Source organism: Rhodanobacter sp. BL-MT-08 (assembly GCF_054161255.1).
Window position 1 is genome coordinate 4,049,302 of the sequence record NZ_CP167872.1, and the last position, 17,864, is coordinate 4,067,165.

General features: G+C 65.8%; 14 protein-coding genes. 2 read left to right on the forward strand and 12 right to left on the reverse strand.

The window, feature by feature from the left end:
- Nucleotides 1–144 precede the first annotated feature (144 nt).
- The 12 genes from hrpB to gspE form a co-directional block, all read right to left on the reverse strand.
- Nucleotides 145–2,721 (reverse strand): ATP-dependent helicase HrpB, encoded by a 2,577-nt coding sequence (hrpB, locus tag ACDK93_RS18055; RefSeq protein WP_458070403.1) that lies wholly within the window; start codon nt 2,719–2,721, stop codon nt 145–147.
- 90 nt (nt 2,722–2,811) lie between these two features.
- Nucleotides 2,812–5,547 (reverse strand): type II secretion system secretin GspD, encoded by a 2,736-nt coding sequence (gene gspD, locus ACDK93_RS18060; protein ID WP_458070404.1) that lies wholly within the window; start codon nt 5,545–5,547, stop codon nt 2,812–2,814.
- Nucleotides 5,548–5,561: 14 nt separating this feature from the next.
- The gene (locus tag ACDK93_RS18065) at nt 5,562–6,278 is read right to left on the reverse strand and encodes a hypothetical protein (protein WP_458070405.1); all 717 of its coding nucleotides are present in this window, start codon (nt 6,276–6,278) and stop codon (nt 5,562–5,564) included.
- Nucleotides 6,275–6,955, reverse strand: a complete 681-nt coding sequence (gene gspM / locus ACDK93_RS18070) for a type II secretion system protein GspM (protein ID WP_458070406.1) — start codon at nt 6,953–6,955, stop codon at nt 6,275–6,277. The genes ACDK93_RS18065 and gspM overlap by 4 nt, the downstream gene beginning before the upstream one ends.
- Nucleotides 6,952–8,118 (reverse strand): PilN domain-containing protein, encoded by a 1,167-nt coding sequence (locus ACDK93_RS18075; protein WP_458070407.1) that lies wholly within the window; start codon nt 8,116–8,118, stop codon nt 6,952–6,954. Before ACDK93_RS18075 ends, gspM begins: the two co-directional genes overlap by 4 nt.
- Nucleotides 8,115–9,002, reverse strand: a complete 888-nt coding sequence (locus tag ACDK93_RS18080; RefSeq protein WP_458070408.1) for a general secretion pathway protein GspK — start codon at nt 9,000–9,002, stop codon at nt 8,115–8,117. Before ACDK93_RS18080 ends, ACDK93_RS18075 begins: the two co-directional genes overlap by 4 nt.
- Nucleotides 8,999–9,655 carry a prepilin-type N-terminal cleavage/methylation domain-containing protein gene (locus ACDK93_RS18085; RefSeq protein WP_458072525.1) on the reverse strand — a complete coding sequence of 219 codons (657 nt, stop codon included), beginning with the start codon at nt 9,653–9,655 and terminating at the stop codon, nt 8,999–9,001. The genes ACDK93_RS18080 and ACDK93_RS18085 overlap by 4 nt, the downstream gene beginning before the upstream one ends.
- 11 nt (nt 9,656–9,666) lie before the next feature.
- Nucleotides 9,667–10,125, reverse strand: a complete 459-nt coding sequence (locus tag ACDK93_RS18090) for a type IV pilus modification PilV family protein (protein ID WP_458070409.1) — start codon at nt 10,123–10,125, stop codon at nt 9,667–9,669.
- Nucleotides 10,122–10,625 (reverse strand): type II secretion system protein, encoded by a 504-nt coding sequence (locus ACDK93_RS18095; RefSeq protein ID WP_458070410.1) that lies wholly within the window; start codon nt 10,623–10,625, stop codon nt 10,122–10,124. The genes ACDK93_RS18090 and ACDK93_RS18095 overlap by 4 nt, the downstream gene beginning before the upstream one ends.
- A 62-nt stretch (nt 10,626–10,687) precedes the next feature.
- The gene (gspG, locus tag ACDK93_RS18100; RefSeq protein ID WP_458072526.1) at nt 10,688–11,152 is read right to left on the reverse strand and encodes a type II secretion system major pseudopilin GspG; all 465 of its coding nucleotides are present in this window, start codon (nt 11,150–11,152) and stop codon (nt 10,688–10,690) included.
- A gap of 121 nt (nt 11,153–11,273) precedes the next feature.
- Complete coding sequence (gene gspF, locus ACDK93_RS18105) at nt 11,274–12,491, reverse strand: type II secretion system inner membrane protein GspF (RefSeq protein WP_458070411.1); 1,218 nt, start codon at nt 12,489–12,491, stop codon at nt 11,274–11,276.
- 191 nt (nt 12,492–12,682) lie between these two features.
- Nucleotides 12,683–14,416, reverse strand: coding sequence for a type II secretion system ATPase GspE (gene gspE, locus ACDK93_RS18110; RefSeq protein ID WP_458070412.1), 1,734 nt, complete (start codon nt 14,414–14,416; stop codon nt 12,683–12,685).
- A 446-nt stretch (nt 14,417–14,862) separates the two neighbouring features.
- On the opposite strand from gspE, the gene ACDK93_RS18115 reads away from it, so the two are divergent.
- Nucleotides 14,863–16,980: a TonB-dependent receptor gene (locus ACDK93_RS18115; protein WP_458070413.1), complete on the forward strand. Its 2,118-nt coding sequence runs from the start codon at nt 14,863–14,865 to the stop codon at nt 16,978–16,980.
- Nucleotides 16,981–17,043: 63 nt separating this feature from the next.
- Nucleotides 17,044–17,832: a TatD family hydrolase gene (locus ACDK93_RS18120; RefSeq protein WP_458070414.1), complete on the forward strand. Its 789-nt coding sequence runs from the start codon at nt 17,044–17,046 to the stop codon at nt 17,830–17,832.
- Nucleotides 17,833–17,864 lie beyond the last annotated feature (32 nt).

Below are 17,864 nucleotides of genomic sequence, written 5' to 3' on the forward strand. Positions count from 1 at the left end.
TTGTAGGGTTAAAACGGGACGCACGGGCGCAGTCCGAATGAAACGCCTGCGACGATGAAAATCAGGTGCATGCGTCATTATCCCGATCGAACATGACCGGATATCACCGGCTGTACTTTGTACCCTGCAAACCTGTGGCTCGCGTCACGTGCCGCGTGGCTTGGCGCGATGCGTCGGTACCGCCGTCCACGGATCGTCCGGCCAGGGATGCCGCGGATAGCGGCCCTTCAATTCTTTTTTCACTTCGGGGTAGGTGCGCTCCCAGAAGCCTTTGAGATCCTGCGTGACCTGGATCGGCCGGCCCGCGGGTGACAGCAGGTGCAAGGTCACCGGAATGCGGCCGCCGCCAATGCGCGGCGTATCGGCCAGACCGAACAGCTCCTGCAGCTTGACGGCGAGCACGGGCGGCTCGTCCGGCGCGTAGTCGAGCCGGCGCTGCTGGCCGCTGGGCACGGTAATGCTCTCGGGCGCCTGCGCGTCGAGCGTTCGGCGCTGCTCGTAATCGAACAGCGAGGCCAGCGCCTGCGACAGTTCCTCCGTGCTCAACGCATCGAGCGCGCGCTTGCCGTTGAGATACGGCGCCAGCCAGCGGTCGACGGAATCGAGCAAGGCCTCGTCGGAAACGTCCGGCAGGCCGAGTTCGGGCATCCACGCGCGCAGTGCCTGCATGCGCGCACGCAGCCGTTTGGCGTGCTCGCCCCACGGCAACGACGCGATGCCCCTGGCGCGCACGACGGCCAGCAGCGCAGGCAGCGCATCTGCCGGGCGCACCGGCACGCTGCGGCGCTCCAGCACGATGGCACCGAAGCGATGCTCGTCGAAGGCCTCGACGAGCGCACGCGATTCGTTCCAGCGCAGCGTGCGCTCGCGCACGAACTGCGCGGGATAGTCGCGCTCCAACGCCGCCGGATCGAGCGGGGCGGCAGACAGAATCAGACTGTCGCGTGCCTCGTGCCGCAGATCCAGCACTACCAGCCACGGCTCACCGTGCAGCGCGGTATTGTCGTGCAGGCGCGCGCCGCGCCCGTTGGCGAGCGTGTAGCGCAGGGCATTGGACTCGTCACGGCGCGCCACGCGATCGGGAAACGCATGCAGCAGCAGATCGCCGACGGCGTGGCTGTCCGGCATACCGCTGGCCGGCGTTCGGACGTCCAGACGTCTGCGCCAGCCCTTGCCGATCTGCTCGATCGCTGACAGCGCGCCACTATCCACATCCATGGATGAACTGGAATTGCGCGACGGGCCGCGTCGATCGCGCCATGCGTGCAACGCCGTGACGCGCGTGCGGAAATCGTCGCTGCGCGCCGACCCGCCGCGCATGGGCGAGCGCGCCTCCATCAGCGCCAGCAGATCGCAGATCAGCGGCCGCAGAACCTCCGGCGCGCGCAACGCGGCCGCCGCCAGCCGTGGGCTGACGCCCAGATCCAGCATGGCGCGGCCCAGCGGGGTAATGCGCTTGGCATCATCCAGCGCGCCGAGGCTGATCAACAGTGCGCGTGCCTGGGCCAGCGCGCCGCTGGGCGGAACATCCAGCCACGGCAGCGCGTCGGTATTGGTGGTCGTCACGCCCCAGGCCGCCAGTTCCAGCGCCAGTGCGGACAGTTCGGCGTGGCTGATTTCCGCGCGCCGCGCCGATTCCAGCCGCTTGCTCTGCGGCCACAGCCGATACGCCGTGCCGGGCGCCACGCGACCCGCACGGCCCGCCCGCTGATCGGCGGAGGCCTGCGAAATAGGGACGACATCCAGCCGAATGAAGCCCGAGTTCGGATCGAAGCGCGGTTCGCGCGCGAGCCCCGCGTCGATCACCGCGCGAATGCCCGGCAGGGTGATGCTGGACTCCGCCACATTGGTGGCCAGCACTACACGCCTCATACCAGCTGGCCGCATACCGGATTCTCCCGGCGCCAGGGCGGCCTGCTGTTCGACCTGGGACAGCTCGCCGTGCAGCGCCAGCACTTCGACATTGTCGTGCGTGATCGTCTGGGCCAAAGCATTTTTTGCCCGAACGATCTCGCGCTGACCGGGCAGAAACGCGAGCACGTCGCCCTCGTTTTCGTCCAGCGCCTGCCGCGCAACGCGGGCGAGGTGGTGCTCGACCGTTTCCTGCGCGCGTGCCGGCGGATGCTCGATGCGCACGGGGAAACTGCGCCCGGGGCTGGTGATGCGCGGCGCGTCCAGCCACTGCGCGATGCGCTCGCCGTCCAGCGTGGCAGACATCACGATCAGCCGCAGATCCGGCCGCAGCGTGGCCTGCACGTCGAGCGCCAGCGCCGCGCCCAAGTCACCGGCAAGATGCCGCTCGTGAAATTCATCAAAGAGGATCGCGCCGATGCCGGCAAGCTCCGGATCGCTTTGAATCAGCCGCGTGAGAATGCCCTCGGTGACCACTTCAATGCGCGTCGCCGCGCTGACCTTCGACTCGAAGCGGATGCGGTAACCGACGGTTTGTCCAACCGCCTCGCCCAGCTGCTGCGCCATGAACTGCGCGGCAGCGCGGGCCGCGAGACGGCGCGGCTCCAGCACGATGATCTTGCTACCCGCCAGCCACGCCGCATCGCGCAGGGCCAGCGGCACCTGGGTGGTTTTGCCCGCGCCCGGCGGCGCCTCGAGCACCAGCCGCGGATGATTGGACAGCGACGCGCCGATTTCCGGCAGCAGCGGCGTGATCGGAAACGCGAAGACCGAAGAAGTGTTGCTCGGGGAAGGCGGCGATGCATTCATCGCCGCCAATGATAGCGGCTGCCGCGCGGCGCCTATGGAAGCACGTGCGACGAACCGTCCATGGTTCGTCTATCGACATGCCGCGATCAACTAGGGAGTCGCGGAGCCAGCCAGGCAGCTGTTTTGCTGCTTGCGCGCCGCATCGGCGCTGCCCAGCCGATTATTGTGCAGGCGTGCCTGCGCGATCACCGCCCAGTTTCGTTGGCACAGCGATCCGCGGTGAGAACCCTGCCGCCATGACTGCATGGCCAGATCCTGTGCGTTGGCAAAATCGGACTGGCGCAGCGCGTCTTCCGCGTGCTGCTGCAGCTGCTCGGGCCAGCTGGGGGCGGCAGGAGAGGACGATGTGGGCAGCGGCGTGACAACGGCCGACGTGCTGTCAGAAGAAACGCCTGCCTGCAGCGCCGTTTCAAGCGCCAGCGTCATGGGCGCGGTGCTGTTGCTGGCGCGGGGATTGGACGCGCGCAGTGGCTCAAGCGATTCAAACTTACTCTGGTAGTCGTCGGTGACCTGCTTGGCGTCCTCGCTGCCGCGAATCACTTTCGGCGTAATCAAGACGATCAGCTCCGTTCGATTGCGCGAGCGGCTGGTCGTGCCGAACAGCCGGCCCACGACGGGGATGTCGCTGAGAAACGGCACGCCGGTATTGGTTTTGTCATCATCCTGAGTAATCAGGCCGCCGAGCAAAACGGTCTGGCCGCTTTGCACGGCGACCTGCGTGGCGACGTCGCGCTGGGCAATCGTGAAGTTGCCCTGCGCGTTGGCGTTGCCTTGCGTCGCGCTGACCTGCTGATGCACGTTGAGGTACACCAGGCCACCCGGATTCACGCGCGGCTGCACGTCGAGAATCACCCCGGTGGGCAGGTAGGTGACGCTGCTGGCCGTGGTGTCGGTGGTGCCGGTGCCGCCAAGGCCAATCAATGACGTCTGATTGACCGGGATCTGATTGCCGACTTGGATATGCGCCAGCTGGTTGTTCATTACTACCATCGACGGCGCGGACAGCGTTTTGGTATTGCCGCTGGTTTCCATGGCGCTGACGGCAACTTGCGTATTGCTGTTGATGAAGGAGTAGAACAGCGTATCGCCGCTGGTCGGTACCGTACCACCGCCGCCGACGCCGATATTGCGATGGCGATAAGACTGGCCCGGGGTGATTGAACCATCGGCATTCGTCGTTGCTCCGGTGAGTCCGTCCAGGTAGTACTGCACGCCGAAGGCAAACTGATTTGTCAGCGTTACTTCCAGGATGCGCGTCTCGATCTGTACCTGCAGCGGCACGTTGTCGAGCTTCTTGATGGCCGCCTGCATTTCCTTCCACTGTGCGGGCCGCGCGCGCACCAGCAGCTGGTTGTTGCTGTCGACCGAGCCGATGTGCACGCTGCCGTCGCTGGAGCTGTACTGCTGATCGGACGATGCGCCGCCGTTGGTGCCGCTGCCGCCGGTCGTCGTGCTGCTGCCGCCGGCGCCACCGAGTCCACCGATACCCGAGGTCGAGCCACCCAGTCCGCCGCTGCTGCCGCCGATACCCGAAGAGCTCAATCCACCGCTGCTGCCCAGACCTCCACCCAGGCCGGAGGACATGCCGCCCGAACTTCCCAGCCCACCGATGCCGCCGGAGCCGGATGCGGACGAGCCGAAGCTGCCGGCCGTGCTGCCCATGCTTTGCGAACTGCTGTTGTTACCGCTGCCAAGCGTGCTTCCGGTCAGACCCGGACCGACTTTGCCATTGGCATCGCTCTGACTGCCGTTGCCACCACCGTTGGTATAGATCTGCGCCAGATACTTCGCCAGATCCGAGGCCTTCATGTTGCGCACGTCGTACACGAACAGCTGCGGCTCGTTGCCGCCGCCGGCGTCGATCTGGGCGATCCAGTCACCGACTTCCTGCAGGTACTGCGGCTGCGTGCTGATCACCACCATCGCATTGGTGCGCTCGATCGGAATGAAGCGCAGCATGCCGGCCAGCGGCGTGCTGCCGTGCTCGCCGAACAGGCCGTCCAGCTGCGGCATCAGTTCGGTGACCGTCGCGTGCTGCAGGCTGAATACGCCGATCGACGTACCGCGCAGCCAGTCGACGTCGAAGGTGCGCACCATGCTGGAGTAGTTGGCCAGTTCCTCTGGCGTACCGGACATCACGATCAGGTTGCGCGACGGATCGGCCAGCAGCACGGCGTCCTGCCGAGCGAACGGCTTGATCAGTTTCTGCATTTCGGTGGCGGAGATATAGCGCAGCGGAAACAGCCGCGACTGCAGGCCACCGGTGGGTGCGTTCGCACCCAGGCTTGGCACCATGTTGCCGGCCACGGCATCTTTTTCCGGCAGCACCACATAACCGCCGGCGCGCTTGACCAGCGCGTTGTGCGTCCAGGACAGCAGCGTTTCCAGGATCGGCAGCGCCTGGCTGCTGTCCACCGGTTCGGAGGTGGAGAACGAGATATTGCCCTGCACGCCCGGCACGATGGTGTAGTTCTGCTTGAGCAGGTCGCCGAGGATCGCCTTGACCACCGCCTGCACCGGCTGGTTTTCGAAGTTGAAGGTCACCGCACCGTCACCGGTCGCCGCCGCGCGCGGCGTGGCCAGTGCGGTGGGATGGATGAAGTTGCCGGTGCCCCGGGTGATATCTGTCTTTGGCGTTGCTTCGTTGCTGCCGCCGAGCTCGTTGGCCAGCGGCAGCGGCGCGGGCACCGGGTTCTGCGTGCCGGCCATCGCCTCGCGCTGCAGCGCGCCGTCATCGCGCACCGGTGAGTTGGCGCAACCGACCAGCGACACGGCTACCGCGATGGCGCCGACGTGCAGGATTTGCTGAGAAAGCTTGCGAAACATGAATCACCTACTCGTTAGTGAGAAGTCGCGCTGTGTTCGGCACGGCGTCTCTGATTGGCCTGTCTGATTCGGTCGATCAACGGTAACGGCTGTGGCGCGTCCTGCCCGTTCGGGGGACGGATGCCCGGTCGCCCGGCGCCGTGTGGTCCGATGCGGATCATCGCGTCGGCGGGCGCCGGTTGAACGTCCGTGTTGTTGCCGGCACTCGCATCCCCGTTGGCGATGCCCGGCACGCCGGCCTTGGGCTGGTCGATCGGCGCTCCCGCGGGCAGCTTCAGTTCGGTTCGACCGCCGGATGCATCGAAGAGTGCCGAGCGCGGGCGAACCTCGACCAGCTTGACGCTGCCGTCGGGCAGCGCTTCGCCCTCACGCAGGCGGATCTGGCGATCACCGTTTTTATCGTGCAAAAGCGCCATGTGCAGGTCGGCTGTGAGAATGATGCCGGTGAGCGAGAGATCACCCAGCGAAGTCCCGCCGTCGGCGACGCGGGCGATCGGTTTGCGATCGGGCGAAAACAGCGGCTTCTGCCAGACCAGCGCAAAACTCTCCAGCGGCAACGGCGTCGGCAGGTTGGCGGCATCGGAGGGAGGCGGCAGCACGGCCGGCGGCCGCGCCTTGTCCCAGTGAACCTTGCGGCCGAGTCCTCCCAGCAGGGCCACCAGCACGATGCCCAGCACCACGACGATGCCGGCAAGCACCGGCGTGAGGCGCCGTTGGCTGGCGGCGTTCATAGCGCAGTTCCTTGTGCAGGAACGCGCTGTCCGGCTGGAACCGGCGGTGCTGAAGCGGGCATCTGTGAAGGAGATGGCTGGCTGCCTGCCGGGCGCACGTAGCCCGACAGCGTGAACTGCACTTCCAGCGGCGCCGCCTGATTTTGCTGCGTGGCAATCGGGTTGCGGTAAATGCTGAGGTCGTCGATGAACACGTAAGGCGTGCCCTGCTCCAAGGCCTGCAGCACCTGCGCCAGCGATTCGATATCGCAGCTGAGGTTGATGCTGACGGCAGCCTTGCGATACGGCTCGCCCGGCGTCGCCGGCGGATTGGGAATGGGCACTTTCTGACTGACCGTGCAGCTGCCGCTCTGGGTGTGGCTGCCGACCACGTCGACCACGCGCTGCATGAGATCGGCCGCGGCGGTATTGGGATCGTCCTCGGCGAGAAACGCGCTGCTGGCCGCCTGCCCTGCGCCGAGCGCCGCAATGCGCTGCTGCAGCGCCGGCTTCTCGGCAATGGCCGCGGCGAAGCGGCTCTGCGTATCGCGCAGATCCACCATGTCACTGCGGATCTGCCGCAGCGGCGCGACGAACCACCAGTGCAGCAGCACGAAATAACCGATCACCACGGCGAGCAGCAGCAGGCCGATCGCCGCCACGCGACTGTCACGCGGACTCAGGGTCGGCGTCTTCATGGCGCACCTCCGCCGGCAGCCGGCGACGCCGATTTCCCCTTGCCCGCCGGCGGCTGACGCAGCTGCGCGGTGAGATAGAAACGCTCCTTGCCGGTGGCCGGGTCGGGCTGGATACTGCCCTGGAAACTGGCGTCGGTAATCAACGCGGAATCCTTCAGCGCATCGAGCAGCTTGGCCGCCTGCACGCTCTGTCCCTGCAGCCCGACCTGGCCGGAATTGTCGACGCTGAAACGCTCCAGCCACGCCGTATCGGGCAAACGTGCGGTGATGTCCTGCATCAGGCTCAGCATGCTGACGGTCTTCTTTTTGCGCTGGGCCAGAAAGCCGGCGGCACCGGCGTTGTCCTGCAGCTGCTGGCGCAGGGCGGAAACCTGCTGCGCCTCACTGCGCATGCTTTCGACGGTGTCCTGCATGGCGGCAAGCGCGGTCTGCCGGTTGTGCAGATACGTCGCCAGCGACGCCACCAGCAGCACAACGCAGGCCGCGCCCAGCGCGAGATTCAAGCGCAGGCGCGGCCGCACGCGGTGCGGCGTCTGCTGCGGCGGCAGCAGGTTGACGCCGAGGCGGTCGTTGCCTTCGACCACGTCCACCGCGTCGATCGAAATTTTCAGCGCCAGCAGACGCTCCAGCAGCGGATCGAGCGTGCCGCGCGTGACCGCCACTAGTTCGACATTGACGCGCCCGGGCGCGGCTGCCTGCGGCAGCTCACGCACGGCGTAATAAACCTGCGCTGCGCTGAAGGGCGTCTGGCGGTCGATCTCGAAACCAATCACCTGCTGCAGGTTGTCGCGCGCGGCCAGCGGCAGCGCCAGCGTGCGGCGCAGCACGGCGGTGGCGGGCAGCAGCAGGGCCAGGCGCAGATCTTCGCGATCGACGTGCTTCAGCGCGCTGCTCAGCGCCGTCTGCTGGATCAAGCTGTCGTCGCTGTCGTTCCACCGCGTCATCGGCAGGCTGTTGCCGGCGTGGCGCAGCGACCACTGGCTGCCATCGTGCTGCAGCAGGTACCAGTCATCACCGCCGCCGAACAGACTCTGCCAGCGCGCCGGCAGCAGCGCACGCAGCTCGCCACCCCACCAGCGGAAGAAATCCGGCAACGGCGAACCACGCCACGCGCGGCGCATGCGATCCAACAGTGGCCGCAGCGACTGCGAAGCCTTGCTCATTCTCCGTCCCCCTCCTGCCAGCGCAGCACCGCGTACGGCTGTGCGCCCTCTTGGTTGCCCTGTTGCAAACGCATCGTGGCGCGCAGCACCGCGCGCGTACCGTCGGCCAGGGTCGCCTCCGACCGGATACTATGCGTTACTCCGTTGTTGAGAACCATACTCGGATCGGACGCGCCCCTCTTGCGCGCCGCATACACGATCGCCTCCTGCTCCGGCGTCATGCCGGGAATCGCGGCCAGCGCCAGCGGCGGCGCGGTGTTCGGATCGGGCGCCGCGTTGCCCGACCAGATGGTGATGTCGGGCTCGATCACGCGATACAGGGCCGGCGTCATGCCCAGCACCATCTGCAGTTCCTCAATGCTGACGAAGGGGCCGTTGCGCGGACCGTAATCGTGTCCGGCCGCCAGGTATTGCGCGCGGCGCTTGTCCAGATCGCTGGCAATCAGCGGCGCGCTGCGCCAGTCCACCACGTTGGCGGCCAGCGATTTGGCATCCGCCGCCGACGCGCCGGCCGCCTGGAACAGTGCCTGCAGAACCTCGGGCGAAGCCGCATTGAGGTCCACCTTGCCGCTCTCGCCGATGGCCGACACTTTTACGGCGGCGTGGTCAAAGTCCATCGAGTAAACGCGCCCGTCGCCGATCCAGCGGTTCTTGTTGATGGGATCCTGCAGGCCGTAGAACGCGCGCATGATGCCGGCCTCGGCGGCGTAGTGCGCCTGCGTCTGGGCGAACTGATAGCGCGTCTGCAAACCTTCGGTGCGTGCCAGTGCGGCATACCCCCCGAGCAGAATGGCCAGCAGCGTGCACGCCCACAGCACCAGCAGCAGGGCGACGCCGCGCTGGCGCGAACGTGCTGGCGAAAGCGGCGCACGATGCGGCTTCATCGCGAGATCCCGTTCAACGGCTGCAGGCCGCTGGCCGTACCGCTGGCCAGCGGATTGACCCGCAGCGGAATCTCCATCAGCGGCCAGACGTAGTTGCCGCTCGGCTGCAGCTGAATACGCACCAGCAGCGGCAGCAGTCGCCCGTCCGGCCAGGTGGTCGACCACGGCACCGGCTTGCCCAGCGCATCGACGCCGCGATAGGTAAAGCCGCCGCTCTTGATGTGATCGAGCAGCACCTGCGGATCGCCCAGCGCCTTCGGCGGCGAGCCGTCCGGCGGCAGCACCGCCAGACTAAGCACCAGGCTGGCGCCGTGGCCATCGTCGACCAGCTTGAGGCTTTCCAGCTGCGGCCCGAGCTTGCCGAGGTAGCCGGGCATGGGCGCCACGAAGAGCATCTCGTGCGCGTCGCCCTGAAAATAGATGTACTCGCCGCGATCGTTCTTGCGGATCGGCTGGGCCATCGTCTGCGCCAGCTCGCGCTGCAAAAACTGCTGCGCCGAGCGGATCTGATCGATCCGCTCCACCGACGCCGTACCCGAGCGCACGCTGTGCGTGGCCGTGCGCAAACCCGAATACACGCCGATCAACAGCAGCGACAGCAGCACCAGCGAGGCCAGCACCTCGAGCAGGGTGAAACCGGCCATTGGCTTGATCGCAGCCGTATTCATGGCGCTGCCGGCGTCATATGGGCAACGTCCTGGCCGGCCAGCCGCAGCGTGCTGAAGTGCGCCGCGCGCGGATGGGTGGCTGGCCCCCACAGCACGTCCAGATCCAGCCGATACAGATGCAGCGGCGCTGCCGGCGGCTGCACGCCCGCATCGTTCCACGGCGTCACCGCGAGCTGCCAGCGAAAGCGGTTGTTGAACCGGCCCGCGCTGCTGCCGGTTTTTATCGGCGTGCCGACAAAGGCGCTGTCGAGCAGACCGCGCGCCCACAGCGACGCTTCGCTGTAGTCGGCCGCATTCTGGGTGAGGCTGATCGAACCGCCAGCGACTTTCATCAGGGCCGCGAACGCGATGGCCAGCAGCATGATCGCGGCGATCACTTCGAGCAGGCTGAAACCGCCCTGCGACCGCGGCGGCGAGATCGATGACAGCCGCTGCACTGGCGCCCGGCGAATCATCGCATCGCCACTGTCGTCGCCGTATCCACGACGCGCACTTCGCCGGTCAGCCACGACACGTTGATATGCCACTCGCGCTTGCCGCTGGTCAACGTAATGCGCCCGCCGGTGGAGCTGCCGTCGGGAAAAAAGCGGATGCGTCCGGTGTGATCGTTCGGCTGATCGTCCTTGGCGCTGGTGATGCTGAGCGTCAGGCCTTTCGGCAACGCCACCGGCTGCTTCTTCAAATTGAGGTAGGTATCGGTGTTCGTATCGACATCGAAATTCTGCTGCGCGCCCTTGACGATCGCCTGCGCGCGCGTAGCGCGCAGCGCCGCGGCCAGCTCGCTGCTGGCCGCGTTGATGCGCGCACTGGCCAGCCCCTGCGTGACCGAAACCGACACCGCCGCCGCCGCGATGCCGATGAGCAGAATGACCGCAAGCATTTCGAGCAGGGTGAAGCCTTGGGCGCGCTTTGCGCGCGCAGGGAACGGGGAACGGGAAACGGGGAACAAAGGCACGGGCGGCCCACCTGCCTGGCACCGGCGTTCCCTGTTACTCGTCCCCCGTTTCCTGAACATGCTCATTGCCAGTTGCCGACATCCTGGCTGTAGCCGTCGCCGCCGGGCTTGCCGTCCTGCCCGTAGAAAACCAGATCAAAGCTGCCGTGCTGACCGGGGTACTGGTAACCGAACTGATGACCCCAGGGATCCTTCAACTCGGACTCCTTGGCATACGGACCCTGCCAGTTGGTCGCGTTGGCCGGCTTGGTCATCAGGTCGTCCAGCTGCTGCGGCGGCGAGCCGTTGTCGAGCGCGTAGTTCTCGATCTTCTGGCTGAGCGTCATCAGCTGGGCCTTGCCCGCGCCGTACTTGCCCTTGTCCACGTTCTTGCCGACCTGAGTCACCACCACCGCGCCGATGATGCCGATCAGCACGATCACCGCGAGCATTTCGAGCAGGGTGAAGCCTGAGGCGCGCGATGCGCGAAGGAAACGGGAAACGGGGAACGGGGAACGGGCTGTTTGCCGCGAGCTTTCACCACGCACTTTGAAAACATTCACACCGGCGCACAGAGGTTGATCTGCCAACGTATTGCCGTGTTCCCGGTTTCCTACGACCTGTTCTTGTTTCATCGAATAAATCTTCATGTTCTCTCCGTTCAAATCTTTATTGAATATTGCTGGTCAGGCTCAGCAGCGGCAGCAGGATCGCGGCCATGATGATCGCCACCATTACCGTCATCACGATGGTCAGCGCCGGCACCAGGGCGGCCAGCAGGCGATCGATCGCGCGCTTGGATTCGAGCTCGAAGGTGTCGGCAACTTTCAGCAGCATGGTGTCGAGCTGGCCGGCTTCTTCGCCGACCTGGACCATCTGCATCGCCAGCCGTGGAAACAGCTTCGACTGGCCCAGCGCAAGACTGAGACCGGAGCCGCCCTTGACCTGCTCATGCGCCTGGATCAGCGCGGCATCCAGCGCCCGATTGCTGGTGACCTGGCGCGCGATGGTGAGCGAACTCAGCAGCGGCACGCCGTTTTTCAGCAGCGTGCCCAGCGTGCGGGCGATGCGCGCGGTTTCCACTTTCAGCAGCAGCGGGCCGACCAGCTTCATCGTCAGCATTTTTGTGTTCCAGGCCAGCCGCGCCTCGGGGTCGCGCAGGCGCGCGCGCCAGAAAAAGATGCCGCCGCCGATCAGAAGCAGGATCAACCACCACCACGACTGCAGCGTATTGCCCAACACCAGCACGGCCTGGGTGATCCACGGAATGGGTACCTGCATGTCGGCAAAGATCGGCACGAACTGCGGCACCACGTAGGCCAGCAGCAGCACCAGCGAGCCGAGCACGCCCACCATCAGAAACGCCGGATAGATCAGCGCATTGACGATGCTGCCGCGCAGCGCCTGCGCGCGCTCCAGATAATCCGCCAGACGGCGCAGCGTTTCTTCGAGCGAGCCGCCGGCCTCGCCCGCGCGCACCAGGCTGATGTAGAGCTTGGGAAACACGCCGAGCTCCTCGTCCATCGACTGCGACAGCGTGGTGCCGCCGCGCACGCGGTCGCGCACGCGTTCGACCATTTTCTTCGCGTGTTCGCCCTCCGGCAGATCCAGCAGGATGCTCAACGCGCGATCGAGCGGCTGGCCGGCGCTCAGCAACGTCGCCAGCTGATGCGTGAACTGTGCCAGCTGATCGCCGCTGAACGGTCCGCGCTTGAACAGTCCGGCCAGCCCGCTGCCGCCAGTCGCACCGTCGGCCGGTTGCGCCGCCAGCAGGGTGTGGCCCTGATCCTGCAGGCGGCCGATCACGTCCTCGACGCTGAGCGCCTCCATCTGGCCCTGCAGCATTTCGCCCGAATCGCTGACCGCCTTGTAGCTGAATTGCGCCACGTCAGTGCAGCCCTGGCTCCCTCTCCCCGCCGGGGAGAGGGTTGGGGTGAGGGGGCGAGGCCTGCGGGGAGGCAAGACCAGCGCCGCGCGCGCGCTGGTTCAACATGTTGGCGAGCACCCACCCCTCACCCCTGCCCTCTCCCCGGCGGGGAGAGGGGGTCAAGGTTTTGCCCGGTCTTGCGGTGGATTGATCAACCATCCTGCGTAACACGCATCACCTCCTCGAGCGTGGTGACGCCCGCCACGGCCTTGGCGATGCCGTCTTCATACATGGTGCGCATGCCTTCGCTGCGCGCCTGGCGCTCGATCTCGCCGGCGTCGGCGCGCTGCATCACCAGTCGGCGCAGCGGGTCGCTCATGGTGAGAAATTCCATGATGGCGCGGCGGCCGCGGTAGCCGGTGGGATTGGCCGCGCTGGTGCCCGGCTTCCACAGGCGAATCGGCCGCTCGTCGGTGTATTTTTCCAGCTCGAATTGTTCGATCACTTCGGGCAGCGCTTCGTACGAAATCGCCGTTTCCGGATCGAGCCGGCGCACCAGCCGCTGGGCCAGGATGCCGTTGATGGTGGAGCCGAGCAGATAGTCCTCCACGCCCATGTCGAGCAGGCGCGTGATGCCGCCCGCCGCGCTGTTGGTGTGCAGAGTCGACAACACCAGATGGCCGGTGAGCGCGGACTGGATCGCGATGCGGCAGGTTTCCAGATCGCGCATTTCGCCGATCATGATCACGTCCGGATCCTGGCGCATGATCGAGCGCAGCGCGCCGGAAAAATCCAGCCCGATCTGCGGCTTCACCTGAATCTGGTTGATGCCTTCGAGCTGGTACTCGACCGGGTCCTCGACCGTGATGATTTTCACGTCGGGGGTATTGATCTGCGACAGCGCGGTATACAGCGTGGTGGTTTTACCGGAACCGGTCGGGCCGGTGACCAGCAGGATGCCGTGCGGCCGATTGAGCACGTCGACGAAACGCTGCTGGAAGCTGTCGGTGAAACCCAGAGACGCAAAATCGAACACCACCGATTCGCGATCGAGAATACGCATGACCACCGACTCGCCGAAGCTGGTCGGCACGGTCGACACGCGCAGGTCGAGCTCCTTGCCCTGCACGCGCAGCTGGATGCGGCCGTCCTGCGGCAGGCGGCGCTCGGCAATGTTCAATCGCGCCATGATCTTCACGCGCGAAATCACCGCGGCGGTGGACGACGAGGGCGGCGCTTCCACTTCATGCAGCACGCCGTCGATGCGATAGCGCACTTTCAGGCGATTCTCGAACGGCTCGATGTGCACGTCCGACGCGCGCTGCTCCACCGCGCGCTGCAGGATCAGGTTGACCAGGCGGATGACCGGCGCCTCGGAGGCGAGGTCGCGCAGATGCTCGACGTCGTCCTCTTCGGCGGCGCTGCCATCGAGGTTTTCCACGATGGTGCCCATCGCCGAGCGGCCGGTACCGTAATAACGTTCGATCAGCCCGTCGATTTCCGAACGCAGGCCCACCCGCAGCGCCACCGGCCGGCCGGCGGCCAGCGTGACTGCCTGCAGCGGATACGGATCGGCGGGGTCGGACACGATAAGCGCCAGCCCGTCTTTTTCGTCCAGCACCGGCACCACGTGCTGCTGCTTCAGAAAGCGCAGGGAGATTTCCAGATCGGCGGGCGGCAGTTCGGGCGCATCGCGGGCGGCCAGCAGCGGCACCTGCAGCAGTTCGGCCCAGGCCTCGGCCAGGTCGCGCTCGGACACCAGCCCAAGGCGTGCCATCAGCGTGGTGAGCGTGCCTTCGGCCGACTCTTCGTGCAGGCGCCGCGCGCGGCCCAGGTCGCTGTCCTTCAAACGGCCACGCGCCACCAGCCAGGCGCAGACTTCCGCTTCGCGATCGTCTGCGGCCATACCGGCCCCGCTTGCCGCCGGCTTGATGACTGCCGACATCATTCCACCCCGCTCAATACCCGTGAGAGCCGTCAACGCTGGTTTTCGCAAACCACCAGCGCCGACGAAATAGCCGCCATAACTAGCACAACTTGGTTATCCAGATGTGGCCGCCGACGAATGCACCGACCGCCGTCACATCCTGTCGCCTGCGATGAGATGTGCGCTGCCTGCCCACGCGCATCGCACACAAAACACCCACCATTGTGACGTCTCCACCCGTCCAGCGGCGCATGCCGATCTTAGGAAAATTTCCTGCATCCCTCCTCGGTTCAAGGGCGTATGTAAGTCTGACCTGAGCGCCGACGGTTAGTTCGAACGGCCGATCAAGGAATCTTCGGCAGAGGCCGATACGATGAATGGTGTTTGAGCCGGGGAATACGTTGATCACAGCGCGCAAGGGCTTTGCCCGCATGAAAATGCCGTCGGTCCGGTGTGCAGGCCTGATGCTTTTCATGACCGTCTGCGCGCATGCCCAGCCTGTCGACACCCCGGCCGTCGACAGCGCGCCGGCGAGCGCGTCCTCTTCGGCGAAAAATCTTGCCCCGGTCAAAGTCGAAGGCCACTACGACAACGGCATCGGCACGTCGGATGCCGCATCGCAGGGCGTCATCCTCGGTTCGCTGCTGCAGGATATACCGCTGCTGCGTCCGGGCGAGGTGCTCGAAGCCATCCCCGGTATGGTGGTGACCCAGCATTCGGGCGACGGCAAGGCCAACCAGTATTTTCTGCGCGGTTATAACCTCGATCACGGCACCGACTTCGCCACCAGCGTCGACGGCGTGCCGGTGAACATGCCGACCAACGCCCACGGCCAGGGCTACTCCGACCTCAACTTTCTGATTTCGGAGCTGGTCCAGCAGATCGACTACCGCAAGGGCACGTATTACGCCGAGAACGGCGACTTTTCCGCCGCCGGCTCGGCCGACATCCTCTATCGCAAGGACCTGCCGGCGCCGATCCTCAATCTCACACTGGGAAGCTTCGACTATCGACGCGTGCTGCTGGCCGGATCGACACCGGTAGCTTGGCCGGCCTGGACCGGCGCCGGCAACGCCAGCGCCGCCGGCCCGACCCTGCTCGGCGCGGTCGAGCTGATGAGCGAAAACGGCCCCTGGCGCCTGCCCGAGGACATGCACAAGTTCAACGGCCTGGTCCGCCTGAGCGATGGCGACGACGCGCGCGGATGGTCGATCGACCTGAATGCCTACGACGCGCACTGGGACTCCACCGACCAGGTGCCGCTGTCGCTGATCCAGTCCGGCGCGCTGTGCCGGTTCTGTGCGCTCGATACCAGCGACGGCGGCTACAGTGGCCGGGACATTCTCTCCGGCGAATGGCACAGCCAGAACGCCAGCGGCTACACCCGGGTCTCGGCCCATGCCGAACACTACCGGCTGCAGCTGTTCTCCGACTTCACCTATTTCGAACTGCGCCCGGATACCGGCGATCAGTTCGAGCAGGCCGAATCGCGCAACCTGCTCGGCACCAAGATCGCCCAGGGCTGGACCGACAGCCTCTTCGGCCACGATTCGACCACCGAAGCGGGCTTTCAGCTGCGTCACGACCATATCGACGTCGGCCTGTTCAACACCAAAGATCGCCTACCGTTCCAGACCGTCAACGACAACCGCGTCAATGAAACCGAAGCGGCGGTGTATTTGGAAAACACCACGATCTGGAACGACTGGTTCCGCAGCCAGATCGGCATCCGCCAGGACAACATCCACCTGGGCCTGACCGAGCTGAACATTCCGCAGAACACCGGCACCGGCTCGGGCAACCGCACCTCGCCCAAGCTCGCCCTGGTGTTCGGCCCGTGGGACAAGACCGAGTTTTTCCTCGATGCCGGCAACGGCTTCCACAGCAACGACGCGCGCGGGGTGATTTACCGCGTCGACCCGACCACCGGCGGGCCATCGACACCCGTTCCGGCGCTGGTGGGCGCTTTTGGTCAAGAGGTGGGTGTGCGCACCGAGATCGTTCCCGGGCTGCAGAGCTCGCTGTCGTTATGGCGGCTCAACAGCGAGTCGGAGCTGGTGTTCGACGCCGATTCGGCCGTCGGCAGCACCACGCCCAACGGCGCCAGCCGGCGATACGGCGTCGAGTGGAGCAATCACTATGTGCTGAACGACTGGCTGCTGGCCGATGCGGATCTGGCGTACACGCACGCGCGCTTCGCCAACAACAACGACAACGGCGAGCCGGGCAACCACATTCCCAACGCGGTACCGAAGGTCGGCTCGATCGGCCTGACCATGCACGATGTCGATGACTGGTCGGGCGACATCAAGCTGCGTTACATCGGCAAGTATCCGCTGTCGCAGGACAACACCCTGGTTGGCTCGTCGGCCATCGTCACCAATCTCCGCCTGGCGCGCGCGCTCACACCGTCGATATCGCTATCGCTGGACGTGCTGAACCTGTTCGACCGCAGGTACTACGACATCGAATACGAACAGGACTATCGCGCCTCGCTAGCCAGCGCTCCGGTTCCCAACGGCATCACCGTGCACCCGGGCGAGCCGCGCGAAGTGCGGCTAAGCCTCGATCTGAAGCTCTGACCGATTCGCTTGTCGCCGCACCAATGTCTGGGACAATGGCGCTTTGCCCGAAACGGTTAAGCCATGCAGTTGCTCGATATCGGCGTCAATCTCGGCCACGAGTCGTTTCAGCCTGATCTGGACGCGGTGCTGCAGCGCGCCGCCGGGCAAGGCGTGGCCCGGATGATCGTGACCGGCGCCTCGCGCGAGGGCAGCTTGCATGCTCTCGCGCTGGCCAAGGCGCATCCCGGCCGGCTGTTTGCGACGGCAGGCGTGCATCCTCACCACGCGATCGACTACGACGATGCAACCGATGCGCGGCTGCGCGAACTGGCGCGCGATCCCGTCGTGCGCGCCATCGGCGAAACCGGGCTGGACTACAACCGCAATTATTCGCCGCGCGAGGTGCAGCTGCAGGTATTCGAGCGGCAGCTGCAGATTGCCGTGGACCTGCAGCTGCCGCTGTTTCTGCACCAGCGCGACGCGCATCAGGATTTTCTCGCCGTCCTGCGGCGCTATCGCGACAAGGTGCCGGCCGCAGTCGTGCACTGCTTTACCGATACCGCCGAAGCGCTGCGCGATTATCTGGCGCTGGACTGCCATATCGGCATCACCGGCTGGATCTGCGACGAACGCCGCGGCAGCCATCTGCGCGAACTGGTGCGCGCGATTCCTGCCGACCGCCTGATGATCGAAACCGACGCACCGTATCTGCTGCCGCGCACGATACGCCCGCAGCCCAAACACCGCCGAAATGAGCCGATGTACCTGCGGCACATCTGCGAGGAAATCGCGCGCGATCGGGGTGAATCGGTTGACGTCACCGCGGCCAACAGCACGGCGACGGCCGAGGCCTTTTTCCGGCTGTCGTGATCGGCGATGGCGACGCGGCGCAATGCCCGCGG